This is a genomic window from Idiomarina tyrosinivorans (assembly GCF_003987475.1).
Classification (GTDB): Bacteria; Pseudomonadota; Gammaproteobacteria; order Enterobacterales; family Alteromonadaceae; genus Idiomarina; species Idiomarina tyrosinivorans.
This window is the reverse complement of the sequence record NZ_PIQH01000013.1, coordinates 1-19,247: the sequence shown is the minus strand read 5'-3', so window position 1 is coordinate 19,247 and position 19,247 is coordinate 1. Positions and strand designations below refer to the sequence as shown.

Below are 19,247 nucleotides of genomic sequence, written 5' to 3'. Positions count from 1 at the left end.
GAGAATAGCAATGCTCAGCCGCAGTGAACAGGCAAAAAAACGTTGGGGAGGCTCTCACCAAGCGGTTGACCATTGGTTGTCAGAGCGCGCAGAGCTGCTAGTCAAATACTGCACGTTAGCAGGCTTACCGCCCTATGAACGCAGCGCGCGGCAGCTTCCTGAAGTTGACGAAATCCGAGACTTTTGTGGTGTACTAGTGGATTACGTTTCAACGGGACATTTCGAAGTGTACGATCAGATTGTCCGTGAGAGCTCGCGCAAAGGTCGCGAACTGGACGAGTTAGCCGAAGAATTGTTTCCACTTATTTCAGACACTACGGAGATCGCTCTAGACTTCAATGACCGCTACGGTGCCTTGGAAAACACCGACAATTGCTCGCAATTTGATCGCGACCTATCGGCGTTAGGCGAAGCCATTGAACTGCGTTTAGAGTTCGAAGATCGGCTGTTGGGTCAATTGGAAGAAAACGAGCTACTTCTGGCGTAAATCAAAAACGTTGAGCAATAAAAAAGCGCTGCATCGGCAGCGCTTTTTTTGTGCCTTCACGGCAACACCAATTACTCAGCGCTGTCAGTCTCGCTATCCGCTGTTGGTGCTTGTTCTTGTGGCGGCTGAATGTCTAATAACTCAACAGTAAAGATCAAGGTTGAGTTCGGTGGAATTTGACCACCACCCACTTCACGGTCACCGTATGCCAATTCAGGTGGCACAACGAAGCGATATTTCGCGCCCTTACTCATTAACTGCAGGCCTTCAGTCCAACCTGCAATCACGCGGTTTAATGGGAATACGGTTGGCTCGCCACGCTCATATGAGCTGTCGAAGACTTCGCCGTTCACCAATTTACCTTCATAATGCACTTGCACCGTATCGGTCGCTTTAGGGTGCTCGCCATTGCCTTCCTTCAATACTTCGTATTGCAAACCTGAATCAGTCACTTTTACGCCATCTTTCTTGGCATTTTCTGCAAGATACTTCTCGCCTTCTTCTTTGGCTTTTTTGCCCAATACGTTCTGGCGCTGTTCCATGGCTTGTTGGCGTAACTTGTTCAACAACTCTTCGGTTTCTTTATCGTCCAGTTTAGACTCGCCTTTCACCGCGTCGATAAAGCCGGCAATCACAACGTCACGGTCTAATACCAATTCCGCTTGTTCTTGTTGGTCTAAGTTACGACCGACAAAGCGGCCCACTGAAGCACCCAGTGCATAGGCTTGTTTCTGCTTTTCCGTTTCAGGCTGCTTTTTCGTCACCTGATAACCATCAGACTGCGAGCAGGCGGCTAATGCCAGCGCCAACGCCGAAATGGCGAGGGGCTTTGTTAGTTGTTTCATGCTATTCTCCATTGATAAAGGCCCGTTATCGACGGGGCTTCTAATAACTTATTTATGACGCCTTGGTTATACTACACAACATACAGGGGCTTGCCTATGGCTTTACCGAAGATGCTCGGGTTTGTCAGCGTAGTGGTTACCTTACTGTTAGCGGGTTGCCAACCCGCCCCCGATCTCATTGCCCAACGTTTACATTCAAACACTGGCAGTTACGTGGCTGATATAGCCGATGATGCCAGTTTCAGCGTAGTCGCAGCAGATAATTTAGGCGTCGCCTTATGGCAAGACAAGGCAAATCAGCCAAGGTTCCGTTGGTTAATCGATGCCAATGGCATGGAACAAATCATGTCCGTTGATATTTCCGCGGACGGCAGCGTAGTTGCTGCGGCCAACCGCCATACTTTTTCACTGTGGCGGGTGGAAGATGGTGAGCAGCTTGGATATTGGAAAATCAATGATGGTGAAATCGAACAAGTTGTGGTTAGCGATAAAGGCTCAACCATCGTGCTCGCCAAAGGGGATGGGACACAAATTGCCTTTAACCCGCTGTCCGGTCGGCGGATCGAATTTTATGGCCATAAAGAACGCATTAATGGTTTAGCGATTTCGCCGAACGGTTTTTACGTGCTGAGCGGCAGTAATGACTTCAAAGCGTTACTCTGGGACACTCGTAGCGGTCAGGTAATACGTTCCTGGCAACACGAAAGTCGTGTGACCCAAGTTGCCTTACAAGAAGACGGTGAATTTGCCTTTACCGCCGATAGCAAGGACAATGCCCGCATCTGGTCGATTGCCAGCGGTAAAAAGGTAAGCCAACTGCAGTTTTTTGATCGCCAGAGAATCTTCAGTGCCGCTCGGTTTGGCCACGAAGGTAAGTATTTACTTACTGGTTCGCCTTCGCGGCGAATCACCATCTGGCGCACCAGCGACGGTGAAGCGTTGCGCCATTGGCGAGCTTCGTTGCCAGAGGATACCCCGCAACCTGCCAGCGCTGCGCTGCTATCGGTAGCCGTTAACCCAAAAGCCACTGTTATTATGACCGAAAACTCCGCCGGTTTAGCGGAGTGGTGGAATATCAACCTTGCGTCACAAGAGGAGCCCTAATCGGTGTCAGACGACGTTCAGAAGCAACGCATGAATGACTTGGAAAGCCAGTTGGCGTTTCAAGAGGATATCATTGAGCAGCTCAATCAACAGGTCTATGACCAGTCACAGCAGTTGACTGAGCTACAACAGCACGTTCGCTTTTTAGCGAAAAAATTAAAACAAATTCAAGAAGATAATAGTAGCGCGGGCGTAGATCCAAGCCACGAACCGCCACCACCCCACTATTAATTCCGCACGGGTAAAGACGCTTGACCTGAGCCATCGCCAACACGTATAACAGGCGTTCAACATTTTTTTAGGATCCTTATGTCGGCTAAACATCCCATCATTGCCGTAACCGGTTCATCGGGTGCGGGGACAACGACAACCGGCCAAGCGCTGCGGCATATTTTCCGTACCTTGGACGTGACCGCGGCATTTGTCGAAGGGGATAGTTTTCACCGCTACTCTCGCCCAGAAATGGACTTAGCAATTCGCAAGGCGCAAGAACAGGGACGCCATATCAGCTACTTTGGTCCTGACGCGAACGATTTTGAGCGCCTGGAAGCATTGTTTCGCGAATATGGTGAGAGTGGTCAAGGCGAGGTCCGTCGATATCTACACAGCTTTGATGACGCTGTGCCTTACAATCAAATGCCAGGTACTTTTACTCCATGGGAAAACCTCCCGGAGAATACCGACGCGTTATTTTACGAAGGCTTGCACGGCGGTGTTTGTGGCGATAACTACAACGTCGCCCAACACGTTGACCTGCTGATTGGCATGGTGCCCATCGTTAACTTGGAATGGATCCAGAAGCTGGTTCGTGATACCGCTGAACGTGGTCACTCGAGGGAAGCCGTCACGCAAAGTATTGTGCGCAGCATGGAAGATTATATTCACCATATTGTGCCTCAGTTCTCGCGCACTCATATCAACTTTCAGCGGGTGCCAACTGTGGATACCTCGAACCCATTTAGCGCTAAAGATATTCCTTCATTGGATGAGAGCTTCGTGGTCATTCGCTTCCGTGGCATGAAAGACGTGAACTTCCCCTATTACCTGCAAATGATTGATGGCTCATTTATGTCGCGCACCAACACCTTGGTGGTGCCCGGGGGCAAAATGGTATTTGCTATGGAATTGATTTTGATGCCGTTGATTGAGCAAATTATCGAACGAAAACGGCTCGGACGCACTCAAGTCGACTGGGTTAGCGGCAACTAACCCTACTCTTCGATCAACCAATCGATGCGATAACTGGCGTCTTGGTCTTGGGCAAGGCTTTGTACCAGTAATTTCAGCATTGGCTCTAATTCGTTAAGCATACCGTATGGTGGGTTTACCCAAACAAAGCCACAGCCGTGCATGCCCTTCTCTGGGGTCACTGCGCGTGGCATAAATTCGATCACCAAGGTTTTTTCCAGTTGCGGTATGGCGCTCACATCGCGATGAAACTCGGCAATCTTGACCCGGTCTTTGATCGGATACCAAATCGCATAGCTGCCATGACTCCAGCGTCGGATGCCTTTGCTCAGCGCATCAATCACTTGGTCAAACTCGTCGGTTTGTTCAAACGGCGGGTCAATCAGCACTAAACCCCGTTTCTCTAGCGGTGGCAACGCCGCCGCCAATGCTTGATAGCCATTGGCAGGCGCTTCCACTTTAACGTTGCTGAATGCTGCTAAGTTTTGCCGCAACTGTTCGCCGTCTTGCGGGTGTAACTCAAATACCTGCAACCGGTCTTGGCGACGCAATAAACTGGCCGTCAGCCACGGTGAGCCTGGGTAAAAGCGACCACCGTTATCAGCGTTTAGACTATCTACTACGGCAAGGTAGTCTTGTAATAGCGGATGCTCGCTGTGTTGACGCAAGCGCACGATGCCCTGCATGGCTTCTTCGGTACGGCTTGCCTCGTTGCCTTGCAAATCGTAACAGCCAATTCCGCCGTGGGTATCAAGCACAAAAAAGGGCTTATCCTTTCGCTTCAAATGCTGCACCGCACTCACCCATAGCAGGTGTTTAAATACGTCGGCAAAGTTACCAGCGTGGAAGGCGTGACGATAATTCATTAAGGCGTTTCAATACGATATGAGTGGGTTATGTTTACGGCCTTTTCTAGCATTTTTGCCACTGAACAGTACTTGTCGGCAGATAAGCTAACCGCCCGTTCAACATGTTTTTCCGCGACATTGTCTCCGCTGACTACGAAGGTCAGGTGAATATCGGTAAAAACTCTCGGCGCCGAGTCGGCCCGCTTAGCACATAGTTCACAATGCACGCCGCTAACGCGTTGCCGCGCTTTTTGTAAAATGCTAACCACGTCGACCGAAGCGCAAGTACCGGCGGACATTAACACCATTTCTAATGGGGTGGGGGCTTTCAATTCGTCACCCGCATCCATAACTACGCGGTGACCGCTGGCTGAAGTTGCCAAAAACGTCATTTCACCTGTCCATTGGACAGATGCCGTCATATCAGGTTTTTCCATGGGACTATCTCTAACGTTGTCTAAGCACTAATGGTCTGGTGAATTTTGTCATCAAACAGGTTTTTCACCAAGCCAATAAATTCGTCAACGAACTGTTCTTGTTCTGGGGTAGGTTTGTTCTCGAGCACCGAGGACAGTACTTCTTCGAGATCATAGAGCACGGCATCGGCTTCGCGAACCACGTCTAATCGAACCTCTTGGGGGATATCTTGCTGCTGACAAACGGCCATTATTTTTTGCGCAAGCTGCTCTTCAAATAGCTCTCTTAAACTATAATCAGCAGTCTCAACACCTTTCTTTGATTGCTCAAAGAGCGGCAATTGTGCGGTTAAATATTGGACTAACTCAATGTAGCCGTCTGTTTCTACGATCATTTGACCTTCCGGTTCCGATAACCTAGTGCGCTTAGCAACATAACACGTTTACTATCACTTTTGCAGTAGTCTGAGCCATCAGGCTCAGACTACAAGGTTATCGGCCGCAGTGCTTAAAATTTCAGCCCTGGAGCCAAACTTTCTGGCAAAGTGGAACGTTCTGCTTCCACCGACGCTACTGGGTATGCGCAGTAATCGGCCGCGTAGTAAGCACTGGCACGGTGATTACCGCTAGCGCCAATACCGCCAAACGGCGCCGCACTGGATGCCCCAGTGATCGGTTTATTCCAGTTAACGATGCCCGCACGAATACGTTTGAAGAAGTAGCGATAATCACTCTCGGCATCACACAAGATACCCGCTGATAAACCGTAACGAGTATTGTTGGCTTCTGCGATTGCCGCGTCAAAGTCGCCGTAGCGATACACTTTCAACAATGGTCCAAAGTGCTCTTCGTCTGGCATATCATCCACGTTAGTGACATCAACAATACCCGGTGTTACGAAACCTTTTTTATCGTCTAGTTGCTTCATCCGCACTAACGAGGTAGCTCCGCTCTGCAACAAGGCGTTCTGGGCATCCACCATCTGCGCCGCAGCTTTGGCTGAAATCATTGCACCCATGAACGGTTGCGGGTCGGCTTCGTAATCATCCACCAAAATGTTCTCTGTCACTTCAACCAGGCGTTCAATAATCTTCCGACCTGATTCGTTATTTGGCACGAACAACCGACGCGCACAGGTACAACGCTGGCCCGAAGTGATAAATGCCGACTGCACGATGTTATGCACGGCAGCATCAATGTCGCTGACGTCTTTTACAATCAATGGGTTATTACCACCCATTTCTAACGCCAAAATTTTGTCTGGGCGACCGCCGAACTGCTTGTGCAACAAGTGCCCGGTATTCGACGAACCGGTAAAGTACAAACCATCGATTTGTGGGTGCGCAGAAAGGGCTTTACCCGTAGCGACCTCGCCTTGAACCAGGTTCAATACGCCCGCTGGAATACCCGCTTTTTCCCATAATTTCACCGTTTCTTCGGCAACCATTGGAGTCAACTCACTCGGCTTAAACACTACCGTATTGCCTGCCAGCAACGATGGTACGATATGGCCATTCGGTAAGTGGCCTGGGAAGTTATACGGACCGTACACTGCAACCACGCCATGCGGCTTATGGCGAATAAAGGCCTTTGCACCTGGCATAGGGTTTTCTACCGTACCGGTACGCTCTTTATACGCTTTTTCAGAAATCGCCACTTTGCCGATCATCGCGCCAACTTCGGTACGTGTTTCCCATACCGGCTTACCGGTTTCACGTGCTATCACCATGGCTAAATGTTCTTTATTCTGTTCCAGTAATGAGGCAAATTTCTGGCAGATGGCTAAACGGTCTTCAAAAGCCATATCAGCCCATCCCACAAAGGCTTCACGAGCCGCCATTACTGCTTCGTTAACTTGTGCTTCGGTCGCTGAACCTGCTTCCCAAATCACTTCATTACGAGCCGGATCGATAGATTTAAAGCTGTCACCAGCACCGGCTTGCCAACGACCATTGATAAATTGATTTTCCGCTGTCATAGGATCTCCTTATTACAGCGCGACCACGCGCGCAGTGTCGCCGTGTTGTAAATGTAAGGTTTCTGCCGTTTTCGCATCTAAGCGCACGACGCTTGCATCTCTTACTAAGCTTACTTGCCCAGCTCGGAACTGGGTCACTGAGGTATTGCAAACAATATGCGGTTCGCCGTTTGCATCGGCTTCGCCCACTTCAACCGGAAGGATACGACTATTACGCACACTCCGCAGGTTGGAAACTTCCGCTTCTACCGTCGGTCCCGCATCAAAAATGTCGACGAAACCACGGAAACGGAAACCTTCAGATTGCAACAGTTTTAACGCTGGGAAGGTATTGTCATGAACCCGACCGATGACCGCTTGTGCCTTCTCTGGGAGCATATTGACGTAAATTGGGAAGCGTGGCATCAACTCAGCAATAAAGGCCTTACTGCCAACACCGCTGAGGTAATCCGCTTTCGGGAAGTCCATGGAAAAGAAGTTATCTTCTAACCATCCCCAAAACGGCGACTGCCCATCGTCGTCACAAACGCCGCGCATTTCCGCTATCACCCAATCGCTGAAACGCTGCCGGAACTGGGCTAAAAACAGCATCCGAAAACGCGACAAGGTTCTACCGTTTAGACCTTTGCGATAGGGCTCTCGCAAAAATAGCGTACACAACTCTGATACCCCAGTGTAATCGTTACACAAGGTCAGCGTTTCGAGTGTGTTATGAATCCCCAGCTCGGCGCTGTGGTGCACCACTTTGCCTAGCCGATAGTGCCAAAACGCATCGCTTTTCCCAACCGCGGCTTCGATGCCACTTACTCCAGCGATTTCGCCAGTTTCGGTGTCTTCCATGACGAACAGGTAACCCTCTTCGCCCGGTGCTTCCAAGCTTTCCGCAGAAAATGCATGCTGAGCGCGTTCGATGCGACGTTCCAGCAAGGCTTGGTCAATCGGCAACGAAGTAAATCCATGCCCCGACTCAACGGCACAATCGTACAGTGCCGCATAGTCAGATGGACGTATCGGTCGAATTACCAACATAACGGTACCCCGGCGTTAGCCTGCGACTTTTGCCACGGCTTGTTCAAAGCGTTTCATGCCTTCCACGATATCTGTTTCAGGAATGATCAGTGACGGCGTAAAGCGTACAACGTTAGGGCCTGCAACTAGCACCATAACGCCTTCAGCGTTACCAGCTTGCAAGAAATCTCGCGCCCGGCCTTCAAACTTCTCGTTTAACGCCGCGCCAATCAACATGCCTTTACCACGGATTTCGTCGAATACGTGATATTTATCGTTGATACGCTGCAAGTGTTCTTTCACTAACGCTTCGCGGTGTTTTACACCCGCTAATACGTCATCAGTGTTGACTACGTCGAACACCGCTTCTGCAACCGCACAAGCCAGCGGATTACCGCCGTAAGTACTGCCGTGTGTACCCGGTTTCAGGTGTTGCGCGATAGCGTCAGTGGTTAACATAGCGCCGATCGGGAAGCCGCCACCTAACGATTTTGCTGATGCCAAGATATCCGGTGTCACGCCTAGCTGTTGATAGGCATACAAAGAACCGGTACGGCCAAAGCCCGTTTGCACTTCATCAAAAATTAACAGTGCATTGTGTTGGTCACATAACTCGCGCACGCCTTTTACAAAATCAGCGTCAGGGGTGATCACGCCGCCTTCGCCTTGCAACGGCTCCATCATTACCGCGCAGGTGTTGTCAGAAATCAGTGATTTCAGTGCCTCTAAATCGTTATATGGAACGTGTTCAACAGCGCCTGGTTTAGGCCCGAACCCGTCAGAGTACGCCGGCTGACCACCAACAGTGACGGTAAAGAATGTGCGACCGTGGAAACCTTTACTAAAGGCAATGATTTGCTTCTTGTGCTCACCATGCTCTTCCAGCGCCCAGCGGCGTGCCAGTTTCAACGCGGCTTCGTTGGCTTCTGCACCTGAGTTAGCAAAGTAGACCCGATCAGCGAATGTTGCGTCGGTTAATTTCTTGGCCAAGCGAATGGCTGGCTCATTGGTGAATACGTTACTTAAGTGCCAGAGTTTTTGGCTTTGCTCTTGAATGGCTTTCACCATTGCTGGGTGGCAATGGCCTAAGCAGTTAACAGCAATACCGCCAGCAAAATCAATGTACTCACGACCTTCTTGGTCCCACAACCGCGATCCTTCACCTTTCACTGGGATCATTGCCGCTGGGTTGTAGTTCGGCACCATTACATCGTTAAACATTTCGCGAGATACAGACATTTTGTCAGTCATTCGTTTGCTCCTCTGTCGCTAGGCGTAAACACCCGTTATGCGAGTCAAATGGGTTCAAATTAGCCCGTTATTATCGCAAAATTTCGGCTTGATGTCTGCGCCATTTGGCATAGGCACAGGAAAACCGCGTAACTTTTCAGAGAAACTGAATAGATATTTAGGCTGGTCGAAAATCCACCGAATGAATAGTCAAAAATTTTTTATTCGGGCACCACGATTTTCGGACGTTTGAGGTTAAGGTTAAGCAACTGGCTCAGTAATTCGGCGGGCAGCTTGTATTTGTTCAACAAATGCTTCGCTTCTTCTGCGGTCACCATATCCACATCTTTTAACATCCGATACTCGCTGTAAGCATTGGCTTGCGCCAAGGCTAATGCGTAATCGCTATAGTCTTCTAGGTTGCTGGCTTGGGTAAAACTCACCAAATGCGGGCTTAACGGCACGCGTTTGAGCTGCCAGCCTTCAACCACAATATGGCTCGCTCGTTTATCTTGCTCTAACATTAAATCGCGCAAAAACTGTTCATCAGCGGTTAGCTGAACAATCGCGTTGTGTTTGTCTTGTGCTTTATCATTGACCGTTTTTATCGACCACTCGCGTTGCACTTCGTCAAACACTTTTAAGTAAAGCTTGGTCAACGCGATTTTGCCGAGTTCATGGAACATCCCAATGGTATAAGCAATGCCTGGATCTCGCAGTCCCTTGTGTTGCGCTATTTCATGCGCCACGACTGCGGTCGCTAAGGAATGGTCCCATACTTTGCGGCGAAATAAGGTAAAAGGTTCAGTCGAGGGGGGTAACCAGTTTTGCATCACGAATGCGGGCGTTAACAGGCGCAAATTCTCAACCCCGACAAAGCTCATCGCAACCCGCAAGCTTTCAAGTTTAATCTGAGTATCTTTGCGTTTGGTACTGAACGGTGGATTGTTGACCACGCGTAAGACGCTATCATGAAACCACGGCATATTGCTTACTAGCTGCTCAACTATCGCCATTGACGCCGCTTTAGTGCTTAGGGTATCCAACAGCTCGGGTAACATTTTCGGCATCGGCACAAGGCGTTCGCGCACGTATTGTGGGTCTTCTAACGCCTTCAACACGCGGTGATACACTTCTTCATGAAGCTCTCGCGAAACGCGATTAATAAAATTTTCCCGAGCGCGCTTTAACCGCGCCCGCTCGTCGTAGTTAATTTGTTCGACTTGCAACAACTCACGGCGGCGTTCCTCCTCAGTACGAGGCTTACCATCGGCCTGATCGCGCTGCTGACGAGCAAAGGGAAAGCTGATCAAATAATTGATAAAGCGCTTTTCCAGCCGCTGCGCCGGATCTTTACTACCACCTGAAGTGGATATGGCAAAAAAATCGTACATGAAACATCCTAACGATTATGCTGCTGGCTTACGCACAACATCGATAAAATTAGCCAGCAACGGGTGTCCAGCGTCAGTCATAACCGACTCTGGATGAAATTGTACGCCGAACAACGGCAATGTCTTGTGGCGAATCGCCATAATCTCTTCTGCACCGCTTGGCGCTTGGCTGACACTATCGACAATAAACTCTGGCGATAGGCTTTCTGGTTCAATCAATAATGAGTGATACCGCGTCACCTCTAACGGTTGGGGCAATCCACTGAACAACCCCTGTCCGGAATGCTTTAGCATCGAGGTTTTGCCATGCATCACTCGTTCTGCTCTAACAATTTTAGCACCGAACACTTGCGCGAGCGCTTGGTGCCCTAAACACACTCCAAGTATGGGTAAACGCTGCGCAAAGGCGTCGATAAGCGCCAGCGATAAACCCGCTTCGTTCGGCGAACACGGACCCGGCGAAATCACAATTGCATCCGGTTTCATAGACTCTACATCGGCCAATGTCACTTGGTCATTACGACAAACCTCAACTTTTTCGTTCAATTCACGAAAATAACGTGCCAAGTTAAAGGTGAATGAGTCGTAGTTATCAAGCAGTAAGATCATCTGTTACTGGCCTTTTCTATAAAATGCAGCGAGTATTGTAATGATAACCCGTTAGGACTCAACTCCATCAAAAAAACGCCATAAATAACAAAAAAGAATATATATATTCCATTATTGACTTAAGGGTGAAAATTTAATACGCTCAAAAAATCAGCACAGCAATAATAGGAGTATTCAAATGAGCGCGGTGCAAGTAAAAGCGTTTTTGGATAACGATAGTGAAACCTTTAGTTATGTCGTCTACGACAGCAACAGCCGTGATGCCGTCATTATCGATCCGGTATTAGATTTTGACTACAAATCGGGTCGCACCAAAAATGAGGGAGCCGATAGGATTCTAGCGTTCGTTGCCGCTGAAAGTCTCAAAGTTGCATGGATATTAGAAACCCATGCCCACGCCGACCATCTATCGGCAGCGCCATACCTGCGCCGAGCGTTGGGCGCTAAAATCGGCATTGGCGAGAATATCAAGAAAGTTCAAGCCATCTTCAAAGACGTGTTCAACCTTGAGAAATCGTTCTTGCCGAATGGCGCCGACTTCGACCACCTATTCAGCGATGGCGAAACCTTTACGGTAGGTTCGATGGAGTTCCGGGTGATGCACACTCCGGGGCACACGCCAGCGGATTTAACGTATGTATTGAACGATAGCAAAGCGTTTGTCGGTGACACACTGTTTTTACCGGATGTTGGCACCGCCCGTTGTGACTTCCCCGGTGGCAGTGCACATCAGCTGTTCCAGTCGATTCAGAAAATTTTGGCGCTGGGTGACGATGCCGAAATTTATATTTGCCACGACTATCCGCCAAAGGGTCGCGAACACCAGTATGTGACTACCGTGAAAGCGCAAAAGCAGAACAGTATTCATGTGCACGACGGAGTGAGTGAAGACGAGTTTGTCGAAATGCGCGAGAAACGCGATGCGACATTAGAAATGCCGCGACTGATTTTACCCTCTATTCAGGTCAATATTCGCGCGGGTAATATGCCCCCAGCCGATGACCAAGGGCATACCTACCTGAAAATACCGATTAACCAGCTTTAACCGGCTGGATATGGCACAAACCCGACCGCGTCATACACGGCGCGGAGGGTTTGCGCAGCATCTTCACGCGCTTTATCAGCGCCTTTGCGCATCACTTCATCCAAGTACGCACGGTCGTTACGGATGGCGTGATACTTCTCTTGTATGGGCTCTAGCAATGCCACAACGGCTTCTGCCACATCACCTTTAAGGTGACCATACATCTTATCTGCGTAGCGCGGTTCGATATCACTGATCGCCTCGCCCGTCGCCGCCGATAAAATCGATAACAGGTTAGATACCCCAGGCTTCGCCGCTGGATCAAAAGCGACGCGAGGCGGTTCTTCAGAGTCGGTTACCGCGCGTTTGATTTTTTTCGTCACTTTTTTCGGATCTTCGAGCAAACCAATGAAGTTGTTCACGTTGTCGTCTGACTTCGACATTTTTTTCTCGGGATCTTGTAACGACATGATCCGTGCACCCACTTTAGGGATCATCGGCTCTGGTACTTTGAAAACATCGCCATAAAGGTTGTTAAACCGGATAGCAACATTACGCGATAACTCCAAGTGCTGCTTCTGGTCATCGCCAACCGGCACTTCATCGGCACGGTATAATAAGATATCGGCAGCCATCAGCGCTGGGTAGGTGAACAGCCCGGCATTAATATTATTGGCGTGGCGTTGGGATTTATCCTTGAACTGTGTCATACGGTTCAGTTCGCCCATTTGCGTATAGCAGTTCAGCACCCACGCTAACTGCGCATGCTCTGGCACTTGTGACTGCACAAATAGGGTACTTTTTTCGGGGTCTAAGCCACACGCTAAATACAGCGCTAAGCCATCAAGCGTCGCTTCGCGTAGTTGCTCAGGTTGTTGCCGCACAGTAATCGCATGTAAATCAACCAACATGAACTTGCAGTCGTGGGTTTGTTGCATTTGTACCCACTGCCGCAGAGCGCCCAAATAATTCCCAATCGAAAGTTGCCCTGATGGCTGACAACCGCTAAGTACAACAGGTTTGGACATGCGTGTAATCCTTATGCTTTTATCTAATGCTATTAATCTGAGTTAACGCTTTGCAGCGCTTTGCGCATCTCGCTAATGACAGCGTGGTAATCATCGTTGTTAAAAATGGCAGAGCCTGCAACAAAGGTATCTGCACCCGCTTTCGCCACTTCAGCGATATTATCAATTTTTATTCCACCGTCGACTTCTAAACGGATAGGCCGCTGCTGTTGGTCAATACGCTGCCGCACTTGACGAACTTTTTCCAGCGTCGACGGAATGAATGCTTGTCCACCAAAGCCAGGATTTACCGACATCAGCAGAATTAAGTCCAACTTATCCATGACAAAATCCAAGTAGCTCAACGGTGTCGCTGGATTCAATACCAACCCCGCCTGACAGCCATGGTCACGAATTAACTGTAGCGTTCTGTCTACGTGCTCTGATGCTTCTGGATGAAATGAGATTATCGAGGCTCCCGCTTCGGCAAATTGCGGAATCAGGGCATCGACCGGTTTCACCATTAAGTGCACATCAATCGGTGCAGTCACGCCGTGATTACGTAGCGCTTTACAAACCATCGGGCCGATAGTCAGGTTTGGCACATAGTGGTTATCCATGACATCAAAATGAATGATGTCTGCGCCGGCGGCTAAAACATCATCGACTTCTTGGCCTAACCGAGCAAAGTCGGCAGACAAAATTGACGGAGCTATCCACTCTTTCATGGCAATTACCTATAAAACTTGACGTGCTAACGCATTAGGCGCGACAGACAATGAAAATTGTCGCATAGTGTATCAGGTTGTTTGCGACAAAAAAATTCATCTAATTGACTAGAATTTGTACGCAATAGCTGATATGTTTTGCAGTAATCGTCAACCAAGGAGGTTTCCGTGAAAACGACTATAGCGTCTGCCGCTCTAGTAGTATGCGGGCTTGCAGTCATTTCGACTGTGGCATTGCCTTCTTATGACCTTTTAGCAATGAAGAACAGCACCCAACGCTGTGAAGACGTGTTAAAAACCACCGAAACCACGACAGCCAGCCAGCAGTGTACTGCACCGGCAGAAAAGATCTCGTGGCAAAGCTGGCTAACGGGTGAAAGCCGCTCTACCCAATTCCATTTTTTCGACTTGGTAGAGTTGTTGTTTGGAGACCAACAGTCTTCTTACGATAAGAAACTCTAAACTTTCGCCTAGCAATGACTGAGTCATCGCAACAATCGCCACAGAAACCTTCTCTGCTTGATGTATTTTTCAGCGTGGTAGCCGCCTTTTTTGGTGTGCAAAGCCAGCGCAATCGTGTCCGCGACTTCAGCCAAGGCAGCCCGTTACCCTACATTATTGTGGGCGTGATCATGGCCGCCATTTTGGTTGGCGGCCTGATTTTATTGGTCAATATTATTCTCGCCAATAGCCAGCTTAATTAAGCAGCTATGCCAGAGTGGCGCAGCAGAGGCTCAATCTCTGGTTCACGTCCGCGGAAGTTCTTGAACAAGTTCATGGCATCATCACTGCCACCTTTTTCCAAGATCTCGTGGAGGAAAGAGCGTCCGGTCTCGACGTTGAAGATACCTTCTTCCTCGAACCGTGAGAACGCATCCGCCGATAATACTTCTGCCCATTTGTAGCTGTAGTAACCTGCAGCGTAGCCCCCGGCGAAGATATGTCCAAAGCTATGCTGGAAACGCTGATACTGTGGTGGCATCCGTACCGCAACCTGCTCACGAACCTGCTGCAGAATATCGGCAATACGCGCCCCCTGTTCCGGGTCGTACTCAGCATGAATGCGCATATCAAATAGTGAGAACTCCAATTGCCGCACCATTTGCATAGCAGCTTGGAAATGTTTTGCCGCCAACATGTTATCCAACAAATCTTGCGGCAGCGGCTTTTGGGTTTCGTAGTGGCCAGAAATTAACCGTAACGCTTCAGGCTCCCAACACCAGTTTTCTAAAAACTGACTCGGTAGCTCTACCGCGTCCCATGCCACACCATTAATGCCAGAAAGCCCAGCAACATCGACCTGGGTTAGCATGTGGTGTAAGCCGTGACCGAACTCGTGGAACAAGGTCACTACTTCGTCATGGGTAAAGAGCGCAGGCTTATTGCCCACGGGTTTGCTGAAGTTGCAGGTTAAAAATGCGACCGGTAACTGCATTTCGCCGCTATCGAGTATCCGCCGAACGCGGCAATCCGCCATCCAAGCACCGCCTCGTTTACCTTGGCGTGCATAAAGGTCGAAATAAAAGGCACCACGCAACTGCCCTTGCTCATCGTGGATTTGGTAAAAACGAACGTCTGGATGCCAAGTTTCGACATCATCTCGTGGCGTGATAACCATACCGAATAGCCGGCGCACCACCTGGAACAAACCTTCTACAACTTTGTGTTCAGGGAAGTAAGGTTTCAGTTGCTCATCGGAAATCGCAAAGCGCTGTTGCTTCAGTTTTTCGGCGTAGTAAGGCACGTCCCACGCTTCCAAATCGTCGACACCTTGTTCAGCGGCAAAGTCGATGATCTGTTGATACTCTTGCCGTGCTTGTGGCAACGATTTTTCCGCTAAGTCGTTGAGAAAACGCATCACTTGTTGAGGACTTTCCGCCATTTTAGTCGCTAGCGACATTTCTGCAGCATTGCTAAAACCCAATAACTGAGCCATTTCGTGCCGCAACGCTAGGGTCTTATCCATGATCTCGGAGTTATCAAATTCACCAGCGTTAGGACCGATATCTGACGCGCGCGTGGCATAGGCATAATGCATTTCACGGCGTAATTCTCGGTCATCCGCGTACAGCATCACTGGCAAATAGCTGGGAATATCTAAGGTGAAAACCCAACCTGATTTTTCCATTGCCTTAGCCGCTTCTGCGGCAGCCTCGAGCGCGCTCTCCGGCAAGCCTGCGAGGCGCGATTCGTCCTCTATATGGCAATGCCAAGCATGAGTCGCGTCCAATAGATGGTTGCCAAAACTTGAGCCGAGTTCCGACAACTGACTAGAGATAGCCGCATAGCGCTGCTTTTTCTCTGCAGGCAAGCTAACACCCGATAACCTAAAGTCTCGCAGCGTATCAGTAATGAGTTTTTGTTGAGTCGCCGTTAACTGGGTAAATTCGTCACTGTCTTTCAGGGCTTGGTAGGCGTTGTAAAGGCCCTCGTGCTGTCCCACATAGGTGGCGTAGTCCGACAACATCGGTAAGCATGCATCATGAGCTTCACGCAATTCTGGGGTGCTAAGCACTGCGTTTAGATGGCTCACCGGCGCCCAACTTTGTTCCAATTGGTCGTCCGCCTCAATCAGCGGTTGTACCAAGTTCTGCCAGCTATAGTGCGGCTGTTGAACCACTTCCTCAATGGTTTGTTTGGCACTCGCAATACGTTGTTTTATTGCGTCAACCACGTGTTCCGGTTTGATCGCCGCAAACGGCGGAAGCCAATGAGATTCCATTAATGGATTAGCTGACATTTATCACCTCGACGTTGTAATTCGCTAATACTGTATAGGTGGGGATGATACAGGCTACATTCAAGCGAAGTTTACCGCCAGATAAACCGCATTCAACGCAACTCCTCAGGCAATGACTGGTATCTTACACAAGATGCGATAGAATCAATGGGCTAAATTCTGACAACAAGAATGGAAGGAAAACCTATGCGTTTATCCACACTTCGCCGCAGCCTAACACCTTTGGCGTTAACCGCCAGCGTGTTACTCGCGGGTTGTGCCAACATGCCAGATATGGGCATGTCTTCATCGGCTGACCAAGTCAGTGGCACGCAAATCACCAATAAAGACATCTTTGCCAGCGACAAGTTTCGCCTGCAATACCCTGCGCCAACGCGTTGGTTAGCAGACGGTTCTGGCTACACCACGTTAGAGCCCTCAGAAAGCCAGGAAGGCGGCCGTGATATCGTTCGTTACCATCCAGTAACGAATGAACGCACAGTGATGGTGAGTGCCGAACAGCTAACGCCAAAAGGCCAAGATCAGGCACTAGAAATTGCAGATTATGTATGGTCGAAAGACGGCAGTAAGGTATTAATTTTTACCAATACGAAACGTTCATGGCGTACCAATACGCTTGGCGATTACTGGGTACTAGACCGCAACAACGACGAATTAGTACAGTTGGGCGGCGACGCGCCCGAATCTACCATGATGTTTGCCAAGTTCGACCCACAGGGTGAACGCGTTGCCTACGTAATGCAGAATAACTTGTATGTGCAAGATCTCGACAGCATGAAGATCACTGCACTGACCACCGACGGTAACGACCATATTGTGAACGGTACCTTCGATTGGGTAAACGAAGAAGAATTCTCGTTACGCGACGGCTTCCGCTGGAGCCCGGATGGTAAACACATTGCTTACTGGCAGTTGGATACCGAAGGCACGCCAATCTTCACAATGATCAACAATACTGATCAGTTGTATCCAAAACTGAAACAATTCCCATATCCAAAAGTGGGCCAAACCAACGCTGCTATGCGCATTGGTGTGCTCCCAGCGGATGGTGGTGATACCGAATGGATGAAAGTGCCCGGTGATCCACGCCAACACTATTTAGTGCGGATGAATTGGGCAGGAAATAGTGATCAATTACTGATCCAGCAATTACCGAGAAGCCAGAATATTAACCGCGTTTTCTTGGCGGATATCGATGACGGCAGTGTGCGTGAAATACTCAGCGAAGACACTAAGTCGTGGGCTGAATATGTAGACGAGGTGAAATTCATCGATGGTGGTGATTCATTCGTGTGGATGAGCGAACGTAGCGGCTATCGCCATTTGTATCGAGTGGAGCGTGATACTGGAAAATTGACAGCGCTAACCCGCGGCAACTGGGATGTGGTTGAACTTTCACGCGTAGACGAGAAAAACGGTTGGGTGTATTTTATTGCCTCACCAGAAACTCCCCTTGAGCGCTATCTGTTCCGCGCTAGCTTAGATGGCAGCGGTAAGCTGGAACGCTTAACCCCTGACCAACCAGGCACGCACTCATACAGCGTGTCACGTGATGCCAAGTACGCGCAGCACACCTACAGTGCAGCAGGCAAAGTGCCAAACACTGACATTGTGTCGTTGCCGGAGCACAAACACATCCGTACCTTGGTCGATAACAGCGATGTTCAGGAAAAAGTCGATGCGCTGGCAAAACGCGATATCGAATTCTTCCGCGTACCAGCACGCGACGGGTTAATGCTTGATGGTTACATCATGCGCCCAACCAACTTCGACCCGAACAAGAAATATCCAATCTTGTTCTACGTATACGGCGAGCCATGGGGGCAAACCGTTGCCAACCGTTGGGGCGGATGGTTATACCTGTGGAACATCATGCTAAACCAACAAGGCTATATCGTAGCCTCTATCGATAACCGTGGTACTAAATCACCACGTGGCTTCGAATGGCGCCGTTCAATCTACAAAAATCTCGGTATCGTGACCGTGCGTGACCAATACGACGCGTTGCAAGAGATGGAAAAACGTTGGGATTATATCGATGCTGACCGTGTAGGCATCTGGGGCCACAGTGGCGGCGGTACACAAACCCTGAACGCCCTGTTCCGTTACCCAGACACTTACAAAATGGGTATGGCATTGGCACCAGTTCCTGACTTAACGCTGTATGACACAATTTATCAAGAGCGTTACTCAGGCCTACTGCCAGAGTCAGCCGAGCGCTATAAAGAGACCTCAGCAATCACCTACGCTAAAAACCTAGAAGGTGACCTACTGCTGATTCACGGCTCAGGCGATGACAACGTGCATTTCCAAGGCAGTGAGCGCCTAGTGAACGAACTGATCAAATACAACAAACAATTTGAATGGTTCGAATATCCAAACCGTTCACATGGCTTGTGGGAATACGAAGGCACCACCCTTCACCTCCGTACCATGATGACCGAGTTCTTAAAAGAACACTTAGAAGCCGGTGCAAAATAAGCCGCCGCAACAAAAACAAGCCCGCTTAACCGCGCAATGCTGATCAGTTAAGAAATAATTTAGCGATCCATTGACCGATCAAGTGGAGCTGTCAAACTCCAGTGATAGTAACTGTCACTGGAGTTTTTTTATGTCTCTCAGCCGCGCGCTACGCGATTCA

At 49.4% G+C, this 19,247-nt stretch carries 20 protein-coding genes; 8 read left to right on the top strand and 12 right to left on the bottom strand.

Features of this window, described 5'->3' with window-relative positions; genetic code table 11:
- Nucleotides 1–10 precede the first annotated feature (10 nt).
- Nucleotides 11–487 carry a sigma D regulator gene (rsd, locus tag CWI84_RS11355; protein ID WP_126842711.1) on the top strand — a complete coding sequence of 159 codons (477 nt, stop codon included), beginning with the start codon at nucleotides 11–13 and terminating at the stop codon, nucleotides 485–487.
- 71 nt (nucleotides 488–558) lie between these two features.
- Here the strand turns inward: rsd and fkpA are convergent, their stop codons facing one another.
- Nucleotides 559–1,332 (bottom strand): FKBP-type peptidyl-prolyl cis-trans isomerase, encoded by a 774-nt coding sequence (gene fkpA, locus CWI84_RS11350; protein WP_126842710.1) that lies wholly within the window; start codon nucleotides 1,330–1,332, stop codon nucleotides 559–561.
- Nucleotides 1,333–1,428: 96 nt separating this feature from the next.
- Here fkpA and CWI84_RS11345 point away from each other — a divergent pair, with 96 nt between their 5' ends.
- The 3 genes from CWI84_RS11345 to CWI84_RS11335 all read left to right on the top strand — a co-directional run bounded on the left by CWI84_RS11345 (nucleotide 1,429) and on the right by CWI84_RS11335 (nucleotide 3,645).
- Nucleotides 1,429–2,436, top strand: a complete 1,008-nt coding sequence (locus tag CWI84_RS11345) for a WD40 repeat domain-containing protein (protein WP_126842709.1) — start codon at nucleotides 1,429–1,431, stop codon at nucleotides 2,434–2,436.
- Nucleotides 2,437–2,439: 3 nt separating this feature from the next.
- Nucleotides 2,440–2,667 (top strand): SlyX family protein, encoded by a 228-nt coding sequence (locus tag CWI84_RS11340; RefSeq protein WP_241968792.1) that lies wholly within the window; start codon nucleotides 2,440–2,442, stop codon nucleotides 2,665–2,667.
- 78 nt (nucleotides 2,668–2,745) lie between these two features.
- On the top strand, nucleotides 2,746–3,645 hold the full coding sequence (locus CWI84_RS11335; RefSeq protein ID WP_126842708.1) for a phosphoribulokinase: 900 nt from the start codon (nucleotides 2,746–2,748) through the stop codon (nucleotides 3,643–3,645).
- A gap of 2 nt (nucleotides 3,646–3,647) precedes the next feature.
- Here the strand turns inward: CWI84_RS11335 and CWI84_RS11330 are convergent, their stop codons facing one another.
- The 8 genes from CWI84_RS11330 to CWI84_RS11295 form a co-directional block, all read right to left on the bottom strand.
- On the bottom strand, nucleotides 3,648–4,490 hold the full coding sequence (locus tag CWI84_RS11330) for a 23S rRNA (adenine(2030)-N(6))-methyltransferase RlmJ (protein WP_126842707.1): 843 nt from the start codon (nucleotides 4,488–4,490) through the stop codon (nucleotides 3,648–3,650).
- A complete protein-coding gene (locus tag CWI84_RS11325; protein ID WP_126842706.1) occupies nucleotides 4,490–4,894 on the bottom strand; it encodes an OsmC family protein in 405 nt (134 codons plus the stop codon). The genes CWI84_RS11330 and CWI84_RS11325 overlap by 1 nt, the downstream gene beginning before the upstream one ends.
- 35 nt (nucleotides 4,895–4,929) lie before the next feature.
- The gene (locus CWI84_RS11320) at nucleotides 4,930–5,283 is read right to left on the bottom strand and encodes a DUF3802 family protein (RefSeq protein ID WP_126842705.1); all 354 of its coding nucleotides are present in this window, start codon (nucleotides 5,281–5,283) and stop codon (nucleotides 4,930–4,932) included.
- A gap of 113 nt (nucleotides 5,284–5,396) precedes the next feature.
- Nucleotides 5,397–6,866: a succinylglutamate-semialdehyde dehydrogenase gene (gene astD, locus CWI84_RS11315; RefSeq protein WP_126842704.1), complete on the bottom strand. Its 1,470-nt coding sequence runs from the start codon at nucleotides 6,864–6,866 to the stop codon at nucleotides 5,397–5,399.
- A gap of 12 nt (nucleotides 6,867–6,878) precedes the next feature.
- Entirely contained in the window at nucleotides 6,879–7,895 is a 1,017-nt protein-coding gene (gene astA, locus CWI84_RS11310; protein WP_126842703.1) for an arginine N-succinyltransferase, read from the bottom strand.
- Between the two features lie 15 nt (nucleotides 7,896–7,910).
- A complete protein-coding gene (locus CWI84_RS11305; protein WP_198674521.1) occupies nucleotides 7,911–9,113 on the bottom strand; it encodes an aspartate aminotransferase family protein in 1,203 nt (400 codons plus the stop codon).
- Between the two features lie 212 nt (nucleotides 9,114–9,325).
- On the bottom strand, nucleotides 9,326–10,498 hold the full coding sequence (locus CWI84_RS11300; RefSeq protein ID WP_126842701.1) for an HDOD domain-containing protein: 1,173 nt from the start codon (nucleotides 10,496–10,498) through the stop codon (nucleotides 9,326–9,328).
- Between the two features lie 15 nt (nucleotides 10,499–10,513).
- Nucleotides 10,514–11,107, bottom strand: a complete 594-nt coding sequence (locus CWI84_RS11295) for an anthranilate synthase component II (RefSeq protein ID WP_126842700.1) — start codon at nucleotides 11,105–11,107, stop codon at nucleotides 10,514–10,516.
- 178 nt (nucleotides 11,108–11,285) lie between these two features.
- Here CWI84_RS11295 and CWI84_RS11290 point away from each other — a divergent pair, with 178 nt between their 5' ends.
- On the top strand, nucleotides 11,286–12,152 hold the full coding sequence (locus CWI84_RS11290; protein WP_126842699.1) for an MBL fold metallo-hydrolase: 867 nt from the start codon (nucleotides 11,286–11,288) through the stop codon (nucleotides 12,150–12,152).
- Here the strand turns inward: CWI84_RS11290 and trpS are convergent.
- Nucleotides 12,149–13,159 carry a tryptophan--tRNA ligase gene (gene trpS / locus CWI84_RS11285; protein WP_126842698.1) on the bottom strand — a complete coding sequence of 337 codons (1,011 nt, stop codon included), beginning with the start codon at nucleotides 13,157–13,159 and terminating at the stop codon, nucleotides 12,149–12,151. The two genes, CWI84_RS11290 and trpS, sit on opposite strands and share 4 nt — an antisense overlap.
- A 32-nt stretch (nucleotides 13,160–13,191) precedes the next feature.
- Nucleotides 13,192–13,866 (bottom strand): ribulose-phosphate 3-epimerase, encoded by a 675-nt coding sequence (gene rpe / locus CWI84_RS11280; RefSeq protein ID WP_126842697.1) that lies wholly within the window; start codon nucleotides 13,864–13,866, stop codon nucleotides 13,192–13,194.
- A 168-nt stretch (nucleotides 13,867–14,034) separates the two neighbouring features.
- Here rpe and CWI84_RS11275 point away from each other — a divergent pair, with 168 nt between their 5' ends.
- A complete protein-coding gene (locus tag CWI84_RS11275; protein ID WP_126842696.1) occupies nucleotides 14,035–14,328 on the top strand; it encodes a hypothetical protein in 294 nt (97 codons plus the stop codon).
- Nucleotides 14,329–14,342: 14 nt separating this feature from the next.
- Nucleotides 14,343–14,570, top strand: coding sequence for a DUF2970 domain-containing protein (locus CWI84_RS11270; protein ID WP_126842695.1), 228 nt, complete (start codon nucleotides 14,343–14,345; stop codon nucleotides 14,568–14,570).
- Here CWI84_RS11270 and prlC read toward each other — a convergent pair.
- Nucleotides 14,567–16,606, bottom strand: coding sequence for an oligopeptidase A (gene prlC, locus CWI84_RS11265; RefSeq protein WP_126842694.1), 2,040 nt, complete (start codon nucleotides 16,604–16,606; stop codon nucleotides 14,567–14,569). The genes CWI84_RS11270 and prlC overlap by 4 nt on opposite strands.
- Nucleotides 16,607–16,792: 186 nt before the next feature.
- Between prlC and CWI84_RS11260 the strand changes: the two genes are divergently transcribed.
- On the top strand, nucleotides 16,793–19,087 hold the full coding sequence (locus CWI84_RS11260) for a S9 family peptidase (protein WP_126842693.1): 2,295 nt from the start codon (nucleotides 16,793–16,795) through the stop codon (nucleotides 19,085–19,087).
- The last annotated feature ends 160 nt before the right edge of the window (nucleotides 19,088–19,247 follow it).

What these genes read in the sequence shown, in the direction of transcription:
- rsd (WP_126842711.1), top strand. Translation starts at nt 11, where the DNA reads ATGCTCAGCCGCAGTGAACAGGCAAAAAAACGTTGGGGAGGCTCTCAC.
- fkpA (WP_126842710.1), bottom strand. Translation starts at nt 1,332, where the DNA reads ATGAAACAACTAACAAAGCCCCTCGCCATTTCGGCGTTGGCGCTGGCA.
- CWI84_RS11345 (WP_126842709.1), top strand. Translation starts at nt 1,429, where the DNA reads ATGGCTTTACCGAAGATGCTCGGGTTTGTCAGCGTAGTGGTTACCTTA.
- CWI84_RS11335 (WP_126842708.1), top strand. Translation starts at nt 2,746, where the DNA reads ATGTCGGCTAAACATCCCATCATTGCCGTAACCGGTTCATCGGGTGCG.
- CWI84_RS11330 (WP_126842707.1), bottom strand. Translation starts at nt 4,490, where the DNA reads ATGAATTATCGTCACGCCTTCCACGCTGGTAACTTTGCCGACGTATTT.
- CWI84_RS11325 (WP_126842706.1), bottom strand. Translation starts at nt 4,894, where the DNA reads ATGACGGCATCTGTCCAATGGACAGGTGAAATGACGTTTTTGGCAACT.
- CWI84_RS11320 (WP_126842705.1), bottom strand. Translation starts at nt 5,283, where the DNA reads ATGATCGTAGAAACAGACGGCTACATTGAGTTAGTCCAATATTTAACC.
- astD (WP_126842704.1), bottom strand. Translation starts at nt 6,866, where the DNA reads ATGACAGCGGAAAATCAATTTATCAATGGTCGTTGGCAAGCCGGTGCT.
- astA (WP_126842703.1), bottom strand. Translation starts at nt 7,895, where the DNA reads ATGTTGGTAATTCGACCGATACGTCCATCTGACTATGCGGCACTGTAC.
- CWI84_RS11305 (WP_198674521.1), bottom strand. Translation starts at nt 9,113, where the DNA reads ATGTCTGTATCTCGCGAAATGTTTAACGATGTAATGGTGCCGAACTAC.
- CWI84_RS11300 (WP_126842701.1), bottom strand. Translation starts at nt 10,498, where the DNA reads ATGTACGATTTTTTTGCCATATCCACTTCAGGTGGTAGTAAAGATCCG.
- CWI84_RS11295 (WP_126842700.1), bottom strand. Translation starts at nt 11,107, where the DNA reads ATGATCTTACTGCTTGATAACTACGACTCATTCACCTTTAACTTGGCA.
- CWI84_RS11290 (WP_126842699.1), top strand. Translation starts at nt 11,286, where the DNA reads ATGAGCGCGGTGCAAGTAAAAGCGTTTTTGGATAACGATAGTGAAACC.
- trpS (WP_126842698.1), bottom strand. Translation starts at nt 13,159, where the DNA reads ATGTCCAAACCTGTTGTACTTAGCGGTTGTCAGCCATCAGGGCAACTT.
- rpe (WP_126842697.1), bottom strand. Translation starts at nt 13,866, where the DNA reads ATGAAAGAGTGGATAGCTCCGTCAATTTTGTCTGCCGACTTTGCTCGG.
- CWI84_RS11270 (WP_126842695.1), top strand. Translation starts at nt 14,343, where the DNA reads ATGACTGAGTCATCGCAACAATCGCCACAGAAACCTTCTCTGCTTGAT.
- prlC (WP_126842694.1), bottom strand. Translation starts at nt 16,606, where the DNA reads ATGTCAGCTAATCCATTAATGGAATCTCATTGGCTTCCGCCGTTTGCG.
- CWI84_RS11260 (WP_126842693.1), top strand. Translation starts at nt 16,793, where the DNA reads ATGCGTTTATCCACACTTCGCCGCAGCCTAACACCTTTGGCGTTAACC.